This window comes from Paenibacillus sp. NPDC058071 (assembly GCF_042885235.1).
Taxonomy (GTDB): Bacteria; Bacillota; Bacilli; order Paenibacillales; family Paenibacillaceae; genus Pristimantibacillus.
On the sequence record NZ_JBHVSK010000006.1, the window covers coordinates 11,948 to 31,401 of the forward strand.

Consider the following 19,454-nt stretch of genomic DNA (forward strand, 5'->3'; position numbering starts at 1 on the left):
TCGGGTAATTAGTCTTTAGTACAGTGTGCCGACTGCTTCAGTTGAAAAGGCTTGAAGCTCATTTAATTTGCCCTCACGAATTTTCGTTGCCCATGCAGGATCAGCTAAGAGCGCCCTTCCTACGGCTACCAGATCAAATTCTTGATTATCGAGCCTATCCAGCAGTTCGCTAATATCTGTATGATTTGCCCCTTTGCCTTCATACAAATTCGTAAATTCGTTATCCAGACCAACGGACCCAACCGTAATCGTTGTTTTGCCCGTCAGTTTTTTTACCCATCCAGCCAAGTTCAGAGAAGAACCTTCAAATGCAGGCTCCCAGAAGCGCCGAGTCGAACAGTGGAAGATATCCACTCCGGCTTTAACCAATGGACTCAAGAGCTCGTTCAATTGTTCAGGTGTCTCAGCTAGCTTTGCATCATAATCGGTTGCTTTCCATTGAGAAATACGCATAGCTATAGGATAATCGGGACCTACGACAGTACGGATTGCCTCAACAAGCTCAACCGCAAATTGGGTGCGTTTTACAACGTCGCCGCCATAACGGTCTGTACGTTTATTCGTTTTCTCCCAGAAAAATTGATCGACAAGATAGCCGTGCGCCCCTTGAATTTCAATGCCGTCAAAGCCAATTCGTTTCGCATTCGCTGCTGCATCGGCGTAAGCCTGAATGACGAGTGCAATTTCTTCGTTTGTCATCGGTTCGCCTACTTGATTGCCGAACAAGTCCAGACCGGATGGACCAATGGACGTCGCCTCTGGATTAGGCTGAGCCCCCGCAGGACGAACCATTCCCATATGCCAAATTTGCGGAAAAATCTTGCCGCCTGCTTCATGCACACCCCGAACCACTTCAGCCCAGCCGTTCAAAGCTTCGTCTCCGTAAATTCTAGGAACTGTCGGTTCGCTTGTCGCAGCTGGATGGTCGATTATTGCACCTTCTGTAATGATAAGACCGACGTTATTCTCGGCACGCCGACGATAATAAGCGGCCACATCCGCTCCCGGCACTCCTTCTGGCGAGAAGCCACGCGCCATTGCGGGCATGACAATGCGGCTTGATAAAGTTAGATTGTGAAGCGTATAGGGTTGAAATAAGGAATGGACGGAATGGGCAGCTTGCTGTTGGTTATTCATAGTATTTATGCACCTCCAAATGTTTGACTACATGTTACCAAGCATTCATTAAGTCCATCAACCGACAATAACGTCGATATGTTGCTTGCAGGAGGTCAAGGCTGATGCATCAATTTCATCAATTTGGCAGTCTCTTGTTGTCCGAACAGCAACCATTTATAATTTGAGGGAAACAGTCATCTTCTGAAAGGAGTGCTTTGAGAATGTCCAATGTTTTTCAACCCAATCCTAACCATCCTAGCGTCATTCTCACACGTCAAAATATATTGAATGCTTTTTCTCTTCAACTGCATAAGATGGACTTTAACTCCATTACGGTACTGGATATTACAAGAGTGGCTAACATTAACCGTTCGACGTTTTATGCCCATTTTCAAGATAAAATTGCCGTGCTCGAAGCCTTTTTGGCAAACGCATTTTTAGAATATGTTTTGAATAGAGTGGAGAATGAAGGACCGTTAACCGAGGAAACCATCAGGCAGTTAATTTTTTCATTATGTGATTATCATGTGGCAAGCAATAATTGCATCAAGAAATATGACACCTTAGTGCTAAATATAGAAAGGGATATAAGGTTGCAACTCGAGCAATTCATTTCTCCCCTTCTTTCAAAAAGTAATCACCAAGCGAACCCCAAGACATTGGAGACCGCTGTGAAAATAGTAAGCTTATCGATTTATGAAATTACGTATCAATGGAACTTAGAAGGTCGACTGGAATCGCCTGCTGAATTAGCCGATAGGGTTATGCCTTTACTAATGCTTGGGATTAAGTCTTTGTGAAAAAATGGGAAGCTCTCAGGCCGCAGCCTATGCGGAGCAAGCAAAAAAACGCGAAAACCCTAATTTATACAAGGGTTTTCGCGTTTTTTATGGTTTAAATGAATACTGCATCACCAGCAGTTAACTCTAACCGATTACTTAGCGATTTTTGCAAAGTATTCTAATGTTCGAACCAATTGAGCGGTGTAAGACATTTCATTGTCGTACCAGGCCGCCGTTTTCACCAGCTGTTGATCCCCGACCGTCAGCACTTTTGTTTGAGTGGCATCAAACAGTGAACCGAATGTCATCCCCTTAACATCGGAAGATACGATTTGGTCCTCCGTATATCCGTAAGTTTCAGGATCAGACGCGTCTTTCATAGCGGCGTTAATTTCCTCAACCGTTACCTTCATGTTCAAAACGGCCACGAGCTCCGTTATGGAGCCTGTTGATACAGGTACACGTTGGGAAGCGCCATCCAGCTTGCCCTTCAGTTCGGGCAGCACGAGACCAATGGCTTTAGCGGCACCGGTGGAGTAAGGAACGATGTTCTCGGCGGCCGCCCGCGCTGCGCGGTAATCTTCTTTTGGATTCGGAGCGTCAAGTGTGCTCTGATTGCCTGTGTAGGCGTGAACAGTTGTCATTAAGCCGGATTGGATGCCGAATCTGTCGTTCAGAGCTTTAGCCATTGGAGCCAAACAGTTCGTGGTGCAGGAAGCGCCGGATATGACGGTTTCCGTTCCGTCCAGCGTTTCATGGTTCACGTTGTATACGATTGTTTTCATATCGCCTGTCGCCGGTGCGGAGATAACGACTTTTTTGGCTCCGCTCTTCAGATGAAGCTCTGCCTTTTCTTTCGTGGTGAAGAAACCTGTACATTCCAGTACAATGTCTATGCCCAGCTCGCCCCAAGGAATTTCTTCAGGATTACGGTTGGCCAGTACCTTTACCTCTTTACCGTTTACAGTGAAAGCTCCGTCATGCACTTCGATGCTGCCATGAAAAGGACCCTGCGTAGTATCATATTTGAGCAAATGAGCCAACATTTTCGCATTAGTAAGGTCGTTAATCGCTACAACCTCGACACCCTCAACCTCTTGAATTCGACGAAATGCGAGCCTTCCGATCCGTCCAAAGCCGTTAATGCCTACTTTTACACTCATGGGATAGTCCTCCTGCAATCATTTTTACTCAAGCAAACTAATGCCTGTCATGAAATCAAAGGAAATCGGGTGGCTGCCGGACACGAGTTCCTTTTTGAAAAGGATTGTTGTAAAATAAAAAGAGACCGATCGGTATCTTTAGTATAGCATGATTCGAGCGGTTGGCAAGGCTTCGGTCATAAAAATTTGATATACTATTTAGATCAGAATAAGCTCAATTCGGAGGAACCTATGAAAAAAGGAGATCGGACAAGGGAGCACATTATTATGAAATCGGCGGCCATCTTTAATCAAAGAGGATTCGCCGGTACATCGTTAAACGATATTATTGCCGATACCGGAATAAAGAAGGGGGGCATCTATCGGCATTTTTCCAGCAAAGACGAGATTGCGCTTGAATCCTACAATTATGCAGCCGGCATGGTCTCCAGCAAGTTTTTCGAGGCGATCGAGCAAGAGCAGTCAGCTTCTGGGCGGTTGATCGCTTTTTTTCGTGTTTATGAAAATGTCGTCGACAATCCTCCTTTCATTGGCGGCTGCCCTATGCAAAATACGGCTGTGGAAAGTGACGATACCCATACGATGCTTCGGGATCGAGCCAGGCAAGGACTTCATACTTCCTTGGAACTAATGAGTAGTATTATTCGCGACGGAATTCATGCCGGGGAGTTTAAGGAGGATGTGGACCCGGATGCCCTTGCATCCTTTGCTTTTTCTTTGCTGGAAGGCGGCATTTTGCTTAGCAAGCTGGACAGGGACAATAAGCATATGCAAATGAACATAGCGACCTTCTCGTCCTATTTGCAGCAATGTTGCTTAAAAAGCAGTTAGTCAAAGCTCATTTTGCTGTCGAGCCAAGTAATGAATAAGATGATGCTAAATTAATCCTTTAGGCAGAAAAGAAGAAAGGCGTTGTCCTCGCAAGAGGATCACGCCTTTTTTTGCTTATTATAAGTGCTCAAAACCCAATCGCCATGTTGGATAGTTAGGCTCCCAGCCATAAATGTTCCGTGCTTTGGCATTCGAAGCCCCGCGTTCCCAGCTGTTTCTTCCTTCTTGGTAAACTGGAGCTGGAGCCTGAAGTTTATTAGCGTAATAAAGAAGCCAATCTTTCCCCGCGGCTGGTTCATCATCAACAATGTTAACGGCACCGTTTGGCCATTCTAATGCTTTAATAGCAGCCTGCACAGCATCCTCCACATGTATAAAAGAGGTAACGGCATCGCTAGCCGGAAGCTCTCCGTTTTTCACCTTTGCGGCGATCATTCCTTCGGAGTCATACCATGTCCCAGGTCCATAGAACGTTCCATACCGGAGAATGACATGCTGAGGAATTTCGGCAATGGCGTTTTCCAATGAGACAATACCTTTTATGGTAACACTGCGCGGCGAAGCTGCCCCTGTATCTAATGGAACATCCTCGGCTGCAGGAGAGTTGCCTGGCTCATAAGCCCATGCGATGCTTTGGGCGATTATTTTTTGTACGCCAGCCGCTTTTGCCGCATCCACCAGATTCCGGGTTCCTTCTATCCTGATTTTTGCGTTTTCTTCGGTATTGCCATTGCTTAATGAGGTGAGTTGATGAATGACTAGATCAGGTCGGATATCGTTAAGTACGGTCATTATGCCTTCTCGGTCGAAAACATCTGCGACGACAGCCTGTGCGCCAGTCTCTTCGATCATTCGGATGTTCTTTGCCTGGCTAGTCATCCCTATAACTCGGTGACCAGCCTGTATTAAACGAGGCAACAAGGAACGTCCGATGACTCCGCTAGCGCCAGCAACGAAAATGTTCATGTACGTCCAACCTCCTTCATTTATTTTTCACCTTCCCGGATTGAAGTATGCCGGGACTGACAACACTTATGTTACATCGGTATAATGGTTTTGATAATATCCAATCACAAGTTCATTTTAGCATACCAATTTTTCAAGCAAGGAGGTTAGGCTTTGAACAGCAGTGATTCTAAAACCAAACAAATATACACGATGCTGAGAGAAAAAATAGTGGCCGGTCACTATCCATCGCGTTCCAGGCTTCCTTCTACAAGAGACTTGGCGGATGAATTTGGCGTCTCGCGAGCTCTTATGGTAGAGGTGTATGAGCAGCTTATTGCTGAAGGTTACTTGGAAGGCCGTCAAGGTTCGGGTACTTATGTGATGGAACTGGGGTCTCATATGGAACGGTTGCTTACCAAGCCGCCTTCCGTTGCTATTGGAAATGGCGGCACTGTAGCTGATAAGAATTCGAAGCAGCAGATACAGCGAATTGATTTTCGCCCTAGCTTCCCGGCTTTAAATCATTTTCCACTTAGGAAGTGGAAAGAAACGCTGATTGCCGCACATTCAGAACTATCTGTAGCGGAATTGGGGTATGAGGATGATCCGGCTGGCGATTGGGAGCTGCGCAATGGTATAAGCCGCATGTTATATCATACAAAAGGAATCACATGCTCTCCTAACCAAATCATTGTGACTGCTGGGGCTACACAAGCGATATCATTGCTATCTCGACTTTTGCTGCATCCTGGCGATACAGTTGCTTTAGAAAATCCTACCGCGACCTTTATCCGCCGCATTTTTGAATCATCAGGCGCTGATTTGATTCCCGTTCCCGTTGACGAACAGGGACTTCGTGTCGAAGAGCTGCCTCAGCGGCGGTATCCCAAATGCATTTTTGTGACCCCTTCGCACCAGTTCCCTTTAGGCAGCATTCTTTCGATAGGAAGGCGGCTTGAGCTTCTTGAGTATGCGCAAGCTGCCGGCAGCTATATTATTGAGGATGATTACGACAGCGAGTTTCGATACGTTGGAATGCCGGTTCGCGCTTTGCGAGAGCTTGACGATAAACGAGTCATCTATGTGGGGACATTCAGCAAAAATATGTTTCCTGCCTTACGGTTCGGGTATATGGTCGTTCCTTACGAACTGCTCGACGCGCTTCTCGAGCTAAAACAAATAGCGGACATGAATTGCCCGAAACTGTCGCAAAAGACGCTTGCCAAATTCATTGCCGATGGGCATTTGGAGCAGCATGTCGCTCGAATGCGCCGATTATATAGCAAAAGAAGAAAATGTCTGATTCATAGCTTAACCGATGCATTTGGAGAAGATGTCAGCATCTCTGGAGATGCGGCGGGGCTCCATCTTGTAATGGAACTGAGTGGAAGCCGCTTTGACCCTCAAAGAATTGCCCAAATCGAAGAGCAGCATATTAGGCTGTACCCTGCTGAATCGTACATTTTAACCAAAGACAGAACGGAGAATCGCCTCATTATGGGCTTCGGAAATGTCGATGAACGGCAAATTAAAGAGGGAGTCCAGATTATTGCTCATTTGATCAATCAGTAATGGTTTTATTGGCTCAAAACCGAAATCAGCGCTTGACTTCAAGGGAGAGGGAACGCTGCGGGTCAGAGGGTTCTTCCGATCACCATTAAAGCCTGATTCCTTTATTTAATTTGATAGTTGTCTGCGGTAGGAATCTTGCTTTAAAAGCGACCACTTTCGTTTCTCCAGAATCCCTCTGCCCCTTCGCTTTTCTCTCCTTTTCCGTCAATCACTGATTTAAAGTTTGAGCCGTTTAGTTTTATCGGTATACAAAACCAATTTCATTTAAATTTAAATATATACGTTCAAAATTCAGTTAATCCCATATGTAAAACGGCGAACCGATCCTGTAGACTATAATTCATTAAGCGAGCGGCTGCTTAACATAGATCAAACCGATCTAGAAATTATAGATTAGAGGTGCTTTCATGAATCGAAATATGGCTTCAGCCTTACAGAATGCTGCGGACAACGCTCCGTCTGACCGTCTTCCATGGGGAGGATTACTGGCGCTGGCGATGACGGGGTTTATCTGTATTTTAACCGAAACGCTGCCTGCGGGATTATTGCCGCAGATCAGTGAGGGGCTTGGCATTTCGGAAGCACTTGCCGGCCAGCTCATCACCTTATATGCCCTTGGTTCCATTTTGGCTGCGATACCGCTAATCACGGCCACAAGAGGGTGGAGAAGACGGCAGCTGCTGCTGATGTGTCTCCTCGTTTTTTTTGTATTCAACACGATTACAAGCATTTCTCCCAACTATATACTGACACTGGCTGCCCGTTTCTTCGCGGGTGTGGCTGGCGGCGTCGTATGGGGAATCACTGCAGGGTACGCACGACGCATGGTTCATGAGTCATTGCGAGGACGGGCGTTGGCGGTGGCGATGATCGGTTCTCCGTTAGGACTTCTGCTTGGCGTCCCAATCGGAACGTTTGTCGGAGGCTATATAGGGTGGCGACTTGTTTTCGGAATCACCTCTTTGCTGTCGCTGCTGCTAATCGTTTGGGTGTTCAAGGGACTGCCGGATTATCCAGGTCAGATTGCCGATAAGCGGCTTTCTCTTCGCAAAGTGTTCATTATACCTGGGGTGCGATCCGTTCTATTTGTCGTGTTGCTCTGGGTATTAGCACATAACGTCCTGTACACCTATATTGCGCCGTTCTTGGCGCGGGCAGGGCTTTCTGAGCGAGTTGATTTGATCCTGTTGCTATTTGGGATTGCTTCTGTAGTCGGGATTTGGGTCATCGGCATGCTGATCGATCGTTGGCTGAGAACGCTCACCTTATTAAGCATAGCTGGCTTCGCCATAGCCTCTATACTGATGGGGCTAGGCGGCTCCGAGCCAATCGTCATCTATGTCAGTATAGCGTTATGGGGGCTGACATTTGGGGGAGCGGGGACATTGCTTCAAACAGCGGTTGCAGATACAGCTGGCGATAATGCCGATGTAGCCCAGTCGATGCTGGTAACGGCTTGGAACACCGCTATCGGCGGCGGAGGCATAATAGGCGGCATCCTTCTCGAAACGCTTGGTATCCGTACCTTCCCATGGGTAGTGCTTCTCCTGCTGCTGCTTGCTCTGCTTGTTACAGGGCGCGCCAAAAAACATGGATTTCGAACTGTGGAACGCTGAACCCGTGTTAAAAAAATAAACAGCCGCAATGCAATAAACGCAAAGAAAATCCGGATAATAAACCGGATTTCCTTGCGTATAGCGATTCTATTTTTTATCGATATGAGTACTTATATCTTCAGTAATAAGAAATTTATGATTAATCGGAGATGACATGACGATTAGAATGGTATACGTTCCGTATTTATCGCATTTATTTCCGAAAGTTTCTAGAGACTGAATGGAGTCGGTAACGACCTTCAACATATAGTTGTATTCTCCGCTTATCCGATGAACTTCAATAACTTCAGGCGAAGAATGGCAAAAATCAAGAAACGCGTTACATTCTCTTGTATGAAGCAGCATAAAGGCCGCGGCATGTTTTCCAATTTTTTCGGGGGAAACAATCGTGCGATACTGCTCGATTACTCCCTTTTCTTCCATCCGCTTAACTCTTTCCGTTACAGCCGGCTGCGACAAGCCGACGGACTTGCCAAGCTCCGTCATGGAAATACGCGCTTGATGCTGAAGATGATACAAAATCGTTTGATCAATCTGATCCATGAATAGTCACCTCTTTTAAAATGAAGGCAGAATGGTTAAATGAACTATATTTCAATTGTATTATAGTCGTTGTTTGCGGGAAATTGCAATATTGACATATCGGAAATTTCCGATATGATATTGGGTATGAAACCAATCAATATTTTTAAAGCATTGTCTAATGAGTCGCGTATTCAAATTTTGCAATGGCTGAAGGAGCCTGAGCAGCATTTTGCACCTCATGAAGGGGTTGACATGAGAAAAGTTGGGGTATGCGTCGGCCAGGTGACCAAGAAGTTGAATATGACACAGTCAACTGCTTCCCAATACTTGACCATTCTTCAGCAGACAGGTCTGATCACAAGCGAACGAGTAGGCAAGTATACGTATTACAAAAGGGATGAAGGTAAAATTAGAGAAGCGATCGCTTTATTGAAAGCGGAGATTGAATAAACCTTTAAAGCCGCTCATGCAAGCAAGTTAATATGTGCGGATAAATTGCAGTCCAGCGCATTCTGAAACAGGTAAGATGCGCTTCGGATTGCGGGTGACAAGGAGTCGCTTAAGAGTCGCTAAAACAGCGGCAATTTGTTTTTATTCATATCGATAAATACTAATATATAGATATTGTAAAAGCTCAATGACAAGTGAGAAACTTGAATTAGAGGAGATTAGCATCTATGAGAGGCACATGGAAAGTTTATTTATTGGCACTCGTCAGTTTTTTGGTTGGGACATCCCAATATGTAATTTCGGGCATTATGGATAAAATATCTTTATCTTTGGATATATCCATTACTTCGGCAGGACAATTGGTGACGATTTTTTCTTTTATTTATGCCATTTGTACGCCGGTGATCATGGCTTTGACAGCGAAAATCGAACGGCAGAAGCTGCTTATTGCTGCATTGGGTGTTTTCGTAATTGCCAACGTGCTGGCATTTGTGCTGCCGGGTTATGAGCTTTTTGTAGCCGCACGGGCGTTGATGGCTTTAGGAGCGGGAACTGTCGTTGTAACAGCACTTAATATTGCAGCCAAGATTGCACCTGAAGGGAAGCAGGCTAGCTCGATTGCCAATGTGACCATGGGCTTCACCTTGTCATTAATTATTGGCGTACCGCTTGGTCGGATGATAGCGGCCGAATTCGGATGGAGATCGGTATTTGGCCTCCTAGCGTTGGCGGGACTGCTGGTGATGTTCGTTTTATATTTTACCCTACCGCACGTGAAAGGCGATGCTCCTGTACCGCTTTCCAAACAATTGGGTTTCATTAAAAATCGCCGCGTTGCTCTAGGGCTTTCAATTACGTTCTTTTGGCTCGGCGGTTACTCGATTGCTTATACGTATATCTCGCCTTATCTTCTTACGGTTGCAGGATTGAATGAACATGTACTGAGCAGCGTTTTGTTAGCGTTTGGCATTGCGAGTTTGATTGGTTCCAAATTCGGCGGTTACAGTGCGGATAAGTGGGGGGTGGCCCGCACGTTGGCCGGAGGGATGTCGCTGCATATTGTTGCTTTGATTTTACTCGCGGTTACCGTTATGTTTACAAATTCGTGGCTGCTGGTTGTAATCATACTTATGTTGTGGTCGTTCTCCGCATGGTCATCCGGCCCAACGCAGCAGTATAACATGGTACAAATCGAACCTAATTATTCAAGCGTTATGCTAAGCCTCAATCAGTCCACGATGCAGTTATCAATGGCTGCAGGAGCAGGAATTGGAGGTATCGTTATCAACCAAGTCTCATTATCCCAAGTCACATGGGTTGGCGCACTCGGTGTTTTGATCGCGATTGTGGCATCGTTCTTGTTGAATGGGCAGATGAAGAAGAAGGCCATTGCCGCTCATAGTTAATCGTCAATAAGGATGAGATAGAAAACCGTTGGAAATTACATCGAAATCGTCAAGAATGGCGTCGTCCTCTTCCTAAAAAAATCTAACCACCGCGCGCAGAGCGGTGGTTAGACTTTTATTCTATAGTCGACAACCGCCGCCATCAACCATTAGCGTCTGCCCTGTAACATAATTGGAGTCATCGCTTGCAAAAAAGACAACTGTACGGCCGATGTCCTGCTCGACATCTCCTACTCTGCGAAGCGGTATACCCGACAAGGTTTCTTGAAATTGCTCTGGCATATTCTCCGCCCAGTATTGAACGCCTGGTGAGTTAGCGAATGGACAAATCACATTAACTGTAATGCCGTAGGGTCCAAGCTCATTGGCAGCCACTCTTGATAATCCTCGAACAGCTTCCTTCGCCGCTGCATATGCCGCTTGATTCGTAGCACCGGTTATGCCAGCCCCAGATGCAAAATTGATAATATGCCCTTTCGTTTCCTTCAGATGAGGAAATGCATATTGCATGAGATAAAAAGTGGGATAAAAACCTGTCATAAATGGCATATTCAAATCTTCGGGAGTTGTTTCTATAAACGGTTTTACTCTCGAGGCTTGTGCATTATTAACCAGTGTATCTAGACGACCAAATCGATCGATTGTTTTTTGTACAATTGCCTCATGGGTGTTGAAGTCAGCCAAATCTGCATGAATAAAGATGGAGTCAGGTTGAATTTGCTGTAATTCCTCAATGGCTTTCTGACCGACCACGGCATTGTAGTCTACAATGGCTACTTTGGCGCCTTCTTTTACAAATGCTGTAGCAATCCCTTTTCCAATACCTGATGCACCACCGGTAATAATGGCAACTTTGTTCTCTAATTTACTCATTTTGAAAACCACCTTGTATAGAGTATTGGGATAAATTTAATCTATTCAACTAGTTAGCAACTATATCCGAAACAATGGGATGTAATAGAGAAAGAAATAGAGATAGAGATAGAGATAGAGATAGAGATAGAGATGATTTCATACTTCAATGATTACATGGTACGAACACCTCCTTTCGTTCACATAGTTCAGTTAATATATCTAGGTTTAGAATTTAAATCAGTGCTGGACTGAAAAGGAGAGAGCAGCGAAGGGGCAGAGGGATTCTGGAGAAACGATAGTGGTCGCTTTTAAAGCAAGATTCCTACCTCAGACAACTATCAAATTAAATAAAGGAATCAGGCTTTAATGGCGATCGGAAGAACCCTCTGACCCGCAGCGCTTTCACTCACTTAAAGTTGATTTTGACTATATATCCATTATAAAAAATGATTATTAACCTAAAAAGAGTGAATAAATTGTTGATTAACAGTCAATGGTTGTATAATGAAAGGAGCACGATTTTTTGGTTTTGACCTGAGGTGATGATAAATAGTCGTGCAGGAAGGATTGAATTGACGATGGAATTTCAACAGTTAAAATATTTCACTGAAGTTGCAAGCTACCTCCACTTTGGACGTGCCGCCGATAGCCTTCATGTTTCCCAACAAACGATTAGTTCTCAAATTGCCCAGCTTGAAAGCGAGCTTGGGGTTCAGCTGTTTAAGCGAACTACACGAAAGGTACAGCTGACCTTAGCAGGAGAAGCGCTGCTGGAGGAAGTCCAGCTTATATTCCAGCATTTGCAGAAAGGAATAGAGGAAGCAAAACGGGCTGAATCGGGGAGGAGAGGAAAGCTTGTCATTGGATATTACGCTATCATGCTGTACAGCATTTTGCCGAAAGCAATCCGATTATTTCGTGAGGAGTACCCAGAGGTAGAGATTGTGCTCAGAGAAGTAATCCCTGAAAACATGGAGAAAGAGATAGAAGAGGGAGAAATTGATTTAGGCTTCGCCGTTTATTTGAATGACAAGCACAGCGAAATGAAAATGAACTGGTTGCCGTACTCTACCGAATCGATGGTGGTTGCACTGCCCAAATCACATCCGTTAGCGGTTAAAAAAATGATTCATTTGCATGAACTGGCCGAAGAGCCGTTTATCATGATGAACCGCAGTAAATCAACACTCTTATATGACTTCTTTTTTCTGACCTGCAGGCAAAGCGGAATAAACCCGAATATTGTGCAATCAGCGACAAATGAGCAGGCGGTAATTGGTTTAGTTGCCGCTGGCGTAGGGATTGCTCTTGTTCCCAATTGTATGAACAAGCTGTTTGAAAGTGATATCGCTTATATTCCGATGGCCGAATCGTTTTTACACATTCAGTTTGCTATCTGCTGGCTGCGCAGCAACAAGACTAAACAGGTGAAAAATTTTGTGGAGATTGTGCGGAGTTATGTGTGAACGCCAACGTAGAATGGCATGTGTGTACCAAGTTAGCAGGAGAACAAACAAACTATCTATCTACAGCATATTTACTCCAGCCGCTGCGGCAGCAGCAGTGTACATAATTGTTCTGCTACCGCCTGCAACAACAGGTCACATCTTTTATAAAATCAGTTCCAGCCGCCCCCTCATAGAGGCAGCAGAATCTCAATTCTTGTACCTTGCCGCACTTTCGATTGCACCTTGATTTCGCCGTCGTGCGCTTCGACGATGGATTTGGCAATGCTCATTCCGAGCCCGGAGCCATTCGTTGATTCTTCCGTATTCGTTCCCCGGTAGTAGCGATTGAACAAATGATGCAGTGTTTCTTCATCCATCCCTTTGCCATTATCGATTACCCGAATGTAAGCCTTGCCGTTCATTCTGCCGATGGAGACGGTGATGGTCACACCCGGCGGGTTATGTTTCACGGCGTTGGACAGCAGGTTGTCCATTAACCGCTGCAGCCATATTTCATCAGCCTGTACAAGCAGAGGACCCTCTTCTCCAACGTAGTGAAATTGATACTCGGACATCGTGGCGTCGTTAACATACTTCAGCACCGAGCGGCGCCCGAGCTCTACCAAGTCCATCTCCCGAATCGCCATAATCGAATCGCCCTGCTTAAGCTGATGAACCAATGAAAAATCGGAGATCAGCTCAAGCATATAATCCCCTTTTTCACGAATTGTCGATCCCATAATCCGCATCTCTTCCGGGCTCCATTGCTCCGGCAAGCTCTCCAGCATATACCCATAGCCTTGAATCGTGGACAGAGGCGTCCGCAGATCATGAGAAATGCCTGACATCCACTCCGCTTGCGTCTTCTCCAGCCTCTCACGCTCCTTCTCGGTTTGAGCCAACTTATCGGCCATCTGATAGAAGGATTCAATCACTTCCTTATAAAGTTTGTAGCGGATTCGCATGGTGCCGTTGCGGCGGAATATTTTGCGCTTGTCCTTGGCCGTCAATACCTGATTGTATTGTCCCAGTCCCATACGCTCGAACCAGCCTGCGAACATAATTAGCGGCTGACCATAGCGCTTTCCATGCCAGATGGAGATCGGAACCGCCAACAGCAGAATAAGAGCTGTAAACCAGATAAGTCCACGCGCTGCCGAATCCAACACGGGATGCTTCAGAGGACCTCCATCCGCATTTGGCGTATAGAGAATCCACGTCATTCCGCTCTCTTTATCCCGATGAGTGACAATGTTCGTGTCGTAGTTGTCAGGCGATTGCTGGATGGCCAAAATATCTAGTGAACGATACGACTTCTGCATGTAAACGTGATCGCCGATGCTTTGTACAGATTGGCCGGAGGAGTCGATCACCTGCAAATAGCTGCCGGTTTCACGCAGCCGCTTGTCCACAAGGAAAACCGCTTCACTTCGCACCACTCCTTGCTGTCCATAGGTGTCAAACCAATCCATGAGCTGCTCAAGAGCAGGACTATGATAGCCTAGCAGGTACATTGCCGGCTCGTTGAAAGCAAAACTGAGCTGAGTATGCACGGTATACTTGCCAAATGCACGCGTCTCTTGAATATCGAGCAGTTGAGCGATGGAGTAGGAGGCCGGCAGCGATTGATGCGGACCATTATTGATGGTGTAGATGACCTCTCCATCGGCATTGACAATCTGCAGCCACATTCCTTTTTCTTTGATCAACTTATCCCACTCGGGAGATATCTTGATCGTCCCGTCCTTGGTGTTCGCTTCTTGAGCGATCATCTGCAGGGCGCCAACCGGAAAGTTCCGGCGTATCTCATTATTCGTCATGTTTTGGAAATAGACAATGCAGGCAATCAGAGTAATAGCCACAATTAATATAGAGTAAATGATCAGTTGATAAGTGAAGTGGAACGCCATGCGCTGTTGTATTTTCATCGCTCTTGCGACTCCTTCACCAGCTTATATCCGAGCCCGCGTACGGTAACCAGCAGCTTCGGGTCCCCAGGATCGATCTCGATCCGCTCTCGTATACGCCGGATATGCACCATGACAGTCGAGTCATCTCCCTGTCCGTTGATTCCCCACACCTTGTCATAGAGCTGTGTTTTGGAAAATACAATCCCGGGATGCTTGCAGAAGTGCAGCAGCAGCTGAAAAACCTGCGCGGGGCAAGAAACCGGATTTCCTTCCACGATCAGCTCACCTTCCGCCTCGTTGACGGTAAAGCGGCCGAATCGGTAAATGCCTTGATCGGGCCGTTTCGCCGGACTGGACGTCGATGCTTCCGGCTCCAATCGGCGTATGCGCGCCTGAATTCTCGCAGCCACCTCCAGAGGGTTGAAAGGCTTCGTAATATAATCGTCCCCGCCCATAGCGAAGCCGCGCAGCACATCGAGATCGGAAGCTTTGGCAGTCAAAAATAAAATATGCGGATTCCCGTATTCTCTGAGCTTGGAGCAGAGCTCTAGTCCGCTGCCGTCCGGGAGCATGATGTCGAGCAGAATAATATCGGGAGCGATGCGCTCCGCTAATTCAAGTGCTTCTACACAGTTGGAAGCCGCGTATAGTTGATGAAACCCTTCTCTTCGCAGCACCATTTGCAGCATGGTTACAATCGATGGCTCGTCGTCCACGATTGCGATTTTTATATCAGATAGACTTGTCATCGTTTTCACCCTTTCCCATAGTAGCATATCGACATTAACAGAACCTAAACGGCGGGGGCATTATTTAGCTGGTGTTAAACGAATCGTTTAGGCTCCGTTTCAATAGCGCTGATAGGATAGGCACTAAGGATCCTATTCAACACATCCGGCAGGATAACAAAATTTATCGATATAGGAGGAAGAGACATGATTATTACAACAACAGCAATCGTTGAAGGTTCCTCGGTCAAACAGTATATAGGCGTTGCAACCGGCGAAGTTATCATGGCGGCTAATGTCGGGAGAGACATTCTTGCATCATTTAGAGACCTTGTAGGCGGGCGTTCCAAAGCGTATGAAACCAAGCTGCGGGAAGCAAGAGACGCCGCCTTTAACGAGATGACACAGCTAGCTTCACAGATGGGAGCCAATGCCGTCATCGGCGTCGATATCAACTATGAAGTTGTCCGTCAAGGGATGCTAATGGTGGCTGTCAGTGGAACAGCTGTCATTATCTAAGCAGTCACAACTTCTCTGATCTAGTAGGCCAACGTTCAAAGCCTGCCTGCAATATTATTTACACTTGGAGGAATGACATAATGAAAAAACTAAAAATGGTTGGTCTCCTTACTTTAGGTGCTGCTGTTGTGATTTCTGCATCGGCGTGTACGAACATTCTTGATCGTAATGGAGACGTACAAAATAATAATCAAAAAACAATTGAAGAAAAAACAAAAACAGATGAGGCCGTTGAAGTGGGGAAAATGAAACTGCAAGACGACTTTTATGAAGCGGTAAATGCGAAATGGCTGGAGACGACGGAGCTTCCGGCGGATAAAGTCATTATTGGCGGCTTAGTTGACCTTGATACGAATGTAAAAAAGCAAGTTACAGCGGATTTGGCCAAGATGGCGGCTGAGGGACGCGACAAATCCGATGACGAGATCGGCAACATGGTTAAATTTTATAAGCTCGCTTCCGATCGGGACAAACTAAACGAACAAGGATATGAAGCCCTTAAGGCGGATATCGAGAAAATAAAATCGATCAAAAGCTTATCGGAATTTGCAAAAAATCAGAAGGAGCTCTATTTCAAAGGACTAGCTCTGCCTTTCAGCTTGACGCTTCTGTCCGATATGAAGGATGCGACTAAAAACGGGCTGTACCTCGAGGCTCCAATCCCTACGATGCCAGATAAGAGCTACTATGCAGCTGAAAATCCTCAAAGCGAAATATTTTTGGGGCTATACAAAAAAATGCTCTCGGAGCTGCTGGTGAAGGTTGGGGAAAGCGAACTAGAAGCGGAGCGAATTGCCGGTGAAGCGGTAGATTTTGAACAAGACTTCGTGCAATATATTTTAAGTCCGGCAGAATACAGCAATATTGAAGCGATTTATAACCCGAAAACCATTGACGAGTTAAAAGCATACAGCAAAACAATTGATCTGGAGAAATTTTTGGTAGACGTGGCCGGAAAAGCTCCGAAGCATATTTCCGTCATTTCCGTTAAGTATTTCGAGAACTTGGATAAAGTGATCAACGATAAAAACTGGGATAAAATCAAGAGCTGGACGTACGCAACCTTTGTGTTAAAGTCCGCTCCCTTGCTAACCGATGATTTTGTAGCAGCATCGACTCAATTGAGCAGAGCGCTATCCGGCCAAGAAAAAATGGCGTCGACGGATGAAACGGTTCATAATATCGTAAATTCGGCCTTCAAGGATGTGGTCGGGAAATATTACGGAGAGACTCATTTTGGACCAGAAGCAAGGAAAGATGTTACCGGTATGGTTGAAAGCATGCTTGGCATTTACAAAGAGAAACTGCAAGAAAATGATTGGATGTCTGAGGCAACCAAAACAGAAGCCATTAAAAAGCTGGATAACATGAAAATTCATGTTGGCTATCCGGACAAGCTGGATAACAGGTATTCGTCCATCAAGGTGGATGAAAATAAGTCTTTATTTGAGAACAATCAAGCGATTCAAACGATCCTATCGAAAAGCAACTTTGCAAAATTTGATCAAACCGTTGATCGAGACGAGTGGAGAATGTCGGCAAATACGGCGAATATGACCTATCAACCGTTGACCAATACGATTACGTTCCCTGCTGCCTCGCTGCAAGCGCCATTCTATGATAAAAATCAAAGCGCAAGCGAAAACTATGGCGGGATCGGCGCTATTATTGCACATGAAATTTCGCATGGCTTTGATCCAAATGGAGCAAAATTCGATGAAATCGGCAATATGATCAATTGGTGGACGGAAGAAGACTACAAGAAATACGAAGAAAAAGGACAGGCTTTTATTGAACAATACAGCAAAGTAGAGTATTTGGGTCAAAAAGTAAATGGACAACAGACCTTAACGGAAAATATTGCGGACATCGGCGGACTAATGGTGGCTCTTGAGGCGACAAAGCAGCTGCCAGATGCCAATCTGAAAGAGTTTTATCAATCTTGGGCAATCATTTGGAGACAGAAGGCTCGTCCAGAAATCGAACAACTGCTTTTAGCCATCGATTCGCATTCGCCAAATAAAGTAAGAGTCAATACAGGTGTTGCTAACACCAACGATTTCTACTCGACATTTGACGTAAAAGAAGGCGACGCGATGTACATTGCCCCAGAGGAAAGGCTTTCTCTTTGGTAAAAATAAATAACAAGAAGGGCTAACCGCGTGGTTAGCCCTTCTTGTTATGAAATCGCAACGCCTACTAAGAAAGGATTGGAAAACGCAAAACAAATGCAGCGCCGCCGTCCGCCTCATTATGGGCAGAAATACGGCCGTGGCACCGCTCGACAATGGCGCGGGAAATTGCCAGACCCAACCCCGTATCGCCGTTCTTTCCTTTCGCAAATCGTTGAAAAAGTTGAGACAATAACGGTTCGGGGATTCCTTCGCCGTCATCTAAAATTTCGATGCTGATTCCTTCGATGCCTCTAGAAGTTTGGATGCGAATCGTTTCGTTGGCGTAGCGGGCAGCATTGCCCAGGATATTAATGAGCGCTTGCAGCAATTTCTCACGATCAGCATGGATCGACCACTCATCGCCGTTATCGAATCCGCTCATCTCGATTCGCAAGCCGTTCTTGATCAGCAGCGGATTGATGCGCTCCAACGTCTCTGAGATCAATTCCCGTACCGGGACGCGGTCCATATGGAATATGCCGTCTTCGCTCTCCAGCTTGGCGAGCAGAATCATTTCTGTCACAATTTTTTTCAGCCGCTCGCATTCCTTGACAATGACGTCCAAGCCTTTTTCGGCATGTTCCCCCGTAAAGATGCCGTCCTTGATGCCCTCAGCGTAGCCTTGGATGGACATGAGCGGCGTTTTCAGCTCGTGCGAGGCGTTTTGGAAAAACTGCTTCTGCGTGCGCTGGTATTTCTCCAACTCCCCAGCGAGGTCGTAGACGGCCTTCGCGACTTCTCCAATCTCGCCTCCCGTTTCGACTAACCGGACTTCGGAGAAACGGCGCGATTCCACCTTGTTAAGCTCCTTCCTCAGATCGCCTAGAGGCTTTACGAGTTTTCTTGTAATAAGCAAACTTAGCAGAAAAGCGAGAATAGCTCCTATGGAAAGGATGATCATCAACCGTTCAAATAAAGCGACCTGCATCGCTTTGATTTTGCTTAGCGGAGTTGCCATCACCGCTGTGAAGCCCGGACTGTCCGTTTGGCCGACTTGCCTGGCTGTTAACGTTTCCACGATATATTGATCGTCTTTTCCTTGCCAGATTCCTCCTGAGTCGGTTTGCTTCGATAACTCCATAAGCTCCATCGTTGCTTCGTCGGCCAGGGTGCTGTAGACGACTTTCTCTCCGGGCGCGAACAATATCGCACTCGTGTTTCCGATCAAAGGCGCCGAACTCGTAATGGACTCTGTATTCGTACTGGATTCCGCATTCGTTTGTCGAACTGAAGTGAGCGGCATGACTGGCGATATATTCATCAGCATGCCGGCTTGGTCCCGCAGCTCCTTCCGATGGTCGTCCACCAAAGTGTTGAGCAGCAGCGGATATATAAGAACGGCGGTAATCGCTAGAATACATAACAGCAGCAAGGCAAATGAAAGATGAAGCCGATAGATCATTCTCAT

General features: G+C 46.0%; 17 protein-coding genes. 9 read left to right on the forward strand and 8 right to left on the reverse strand.

Annotated features, from left to right (window positions below):
- Nucleotides 1–15: 15 nt before the first annotated feature.
- Nucleotides 16–1,137, reverse strand: a complete 1,122-nt coding sequence (locus ACFVTB_RS11595) for an NADH:flavin oxidoreductase (protein ID WP_387748627.1) — start codon at nt 1,135–1,137, stop codon at nt 16–18.
- Nucleotides 1,138–1,340: 203 nt separating this feature from the next.
- On the opposite strand from ACFVTB_RS11595, the gene ACFVTB_RS11600 reads away from it, so the two are divergent.
- Nucleotides 1,341–1,919 (forward strand): TetR/AcrR family transcriptional regulator, encoded by a 579-nt coding sequence (locus ACFVTB_RS11600; RefSeq protein ID WP_387748629.1) that lies wholly within the window; start codon nt 1,341–1,343, stop codon nt 1,917–1,919.
- Nucleotides 1,920–2,053: 134 nt separating this feature from the next.
- On the opposite strand, the gene gap is transcribed toward ACFVTB_RS11600, so the two are convergent.
- Nucleotides 2,054–3,064, reverse strand: coding sequence for a type I glyceraldehyde-3-phosphate dehydrogenase (gap, locus tag ACFVTB_RS11605; protein ID WP_387748631.1), 1,011 nt, complete (start codon nt 3,062–3,064; stop codon nt 2,054–2,056).
- A gap of 231 nt (nt 3,065–3,295) precedes the next feature.
- On the opposite strand from gap, the gene ACFVTB_RS11610 reads away from it, so the two are divergent.
- Nucleotides 3,296–3,895 (forward strand): TetR/AcrR family transcriptional regulator, encoded by a 600-nt coding sequence (locus ACFVTB_RS11610; RefSeq protein WP_387748633.1) that lies wholly within the window; start codon nt 3,296–3,298, stop codon nt 3,893–3,895.
- A 117-nt stretch (nt 3,896–4,012) separates the two neighbouring features.
- Here the strand turns inward: ACFVTB_RS11610 and ACFVTB_RS11615 are convergent, their stop codons facing one another.
- A complete protein-coding gene (locus tag ACFVTB_RS11615; RefSeq protein ID WP_387748635.1) occupies nt 4,013–4,861 on the reverse strand; it encodes an NAD-dependent epimerase/dehydratase family protein in 849 nt (282 codons plus the stop codon).
- A 153-nt stretch (nt 4,862–5,014) separates the two neighbouring features.
- On the opposite strand from ACFVTB_RS11615, the gene pdxR reads away from it, so the two are divergent.
- On the forward strand, nt 5,015–6,415 hold the full coding sequence (gene pdxR, locus ACFVTB_RS11620; protein WP_387748637.1) for a MocR-like pyridoxine biosynthesis transcription factor PdxR: 1,401 nt from the start codon (nt 5,015–5,017) through the stop codon (nt 6,413–6,415).
- A gap of 407 nt (nt 6,416–6,822) precedes the next feature.
- Nucleotides 6,823–8,031, forward strand: a complete 1,209-nt coding sequence (locus ACFVTB_RS11625) for an MFS transporter (RefSeq protein WP_387748639.1) — start codon at nt 6,823–6,825, stop codon at nt 8,029–8,031.
- An 87-nt stretch (nt 8,032–8,118) separates the two neighbouring features.
- On the opposite strand, the gene ACFVTB_RS11630 is transcribed toward ACFVTB_RS11625, so the two are convergent.
- On the reverse strand, nt 8,119–8,574 hold the full coding sequence (locus tag ACFVTB_RS11630) for an Lrp/AsnC family transcriptional regulator (RefSeq protein ID WP_387748641.1): 456 nt from the start codon (nt 8,572–8,574) through the stop codon (nt 8,119–8,121).
- Nucleotides 8,575–8,700: 126 nt separating this feature from the next.
- Between ACFVTB_RS11630 and ACFVTB_RS11635 the strand changes: the two genes are divergently transcribed.
- Nucleotides 8,701–9,006 (forward strand): ArsR/SmtB family transcription factor, encoded by a 306-nt coding sequence (locus ACFVTB_RS11635; protein ID WP_387748643.1) that lies wholly within the window; start codon nt 8,701–8,703, stop codon nt 9,004–9,006.
- 227 nt (nt 9,007–9,233) lie between these two features.
- Nucleotides 9,234–10,412, forward strand: a complete 1,179-nt coding sequence (locus tag ACFVTB_RS11640; protein WP_387748645.1) for an MFS transporter — start codon at nt 9,234–9,236, stop codon at nt 10,410–10,412.
- 120 nt (nt 10,413–10,532) lie between these two features.
- Here ACFVTB_RS11640 and ACFVTB_RS11645 read toward each other — a convergent pair whose 3' ends face one another.
- Nucleotides 10,533–11,285, reverse strand: coding sequence for an SDR family NAD(P)-dependent oxidoreductase (locus ACFVTB_RS11645; protein ID WP_387748647.1), 753 nt, complete (start codon nt 11,283–11,285; stop codon nt 10,533–10,535).
- Nucleotides 11,286–11,845: 560 nt separating this feature from the next.
- On the opposite strand from ACFVTB_RS11645, the gene ACFVTB_RS11650 reads away from it, so the two are divergent.
- The gene (locus ACFVTB_RS11650; RefSeq protein WP_387749366.1) at nt 11,846–12,733 is read left to right on the forward strand and encodes a LysR family transcriptional regulator; all 888 of its coding nucleotides are present in this window, start codon (nt 11,846–11,848) and stop codon (nt 12,731–12,733) included.
- Between the two features lie 170 nt (nt 12,734–12,903).
- On the opposite strand, the gene ACFVTB_RS11655 is transcribed toward ACFVTB_RS11650, so the two are convergent.
- A complete protein-coding gene (locus ACFVTB_RS11655; protein WP_387748649.1) occupies nt 12,904–14,643 on the reverse strand; it encodes a HAMP domain-containing sensor histidine kinase in 1,740 nt (579 codons plus the stop codon).
- Nucleotides 14,640–15,374, reverse strand: coding sequence for a response regulator transcription factor (locus ACFVTB_RS11660; RefSeq protein ID WP_387748651.1), 735 nt, complete (start codon nt 15,372–15,374; stop codon nt 14,640–14,642). The genes ACFVTB_RS11655 and ACFVTB_RS11660 overlap by 4 nt, the downstream gene beginning before the upstream one ends.
- Before the next feature lie 186 nt (nt 15,375–15,560).
- On the opposite strand from ACFVTB_RS11660, the gene ACFVTB_RS11665 reads away from it, so the two are divergent.
- Nucleotides 15,561–15,872, forward strand: coding sequence for a YbjQ family protein (locus ACFVTB_RS11665; RefSeq protein ID WP_387748653.1), 312 nt, complete (start codon nt 15,561–15,563; stop codon nt 15,870–15,872).
- Between the two features lie 80 nt (nt 15,873–15,952).
- Nucleotides 15,953–18,007 (forward strand): M13 family metallopeptidase, encoded by a 2,055-nt coding sequence (locus tag ACFVTB_RS11670; RefSeq protein WP_387748655.1) that lies wholly within the window; start codon nt 15,953–15,955, stop codon nt 18,005–18,007.
- A gap of 64 nt (nt 18,008–18,071) precedes the next feature.
- Here the strand turns inward: ACFVTB_RS11670 and ACFVTB_RS11675 are convergent, their stop codons facing one another.
- A complete protein-coding gene (locus tag ACFVTB_RS11675; protein WP_387748657.1) occupies nt 18,072–19,454 on the reverse strand; it encodes a sensor histidine kinase in 1,383 nt (460 codons plus the stop codon).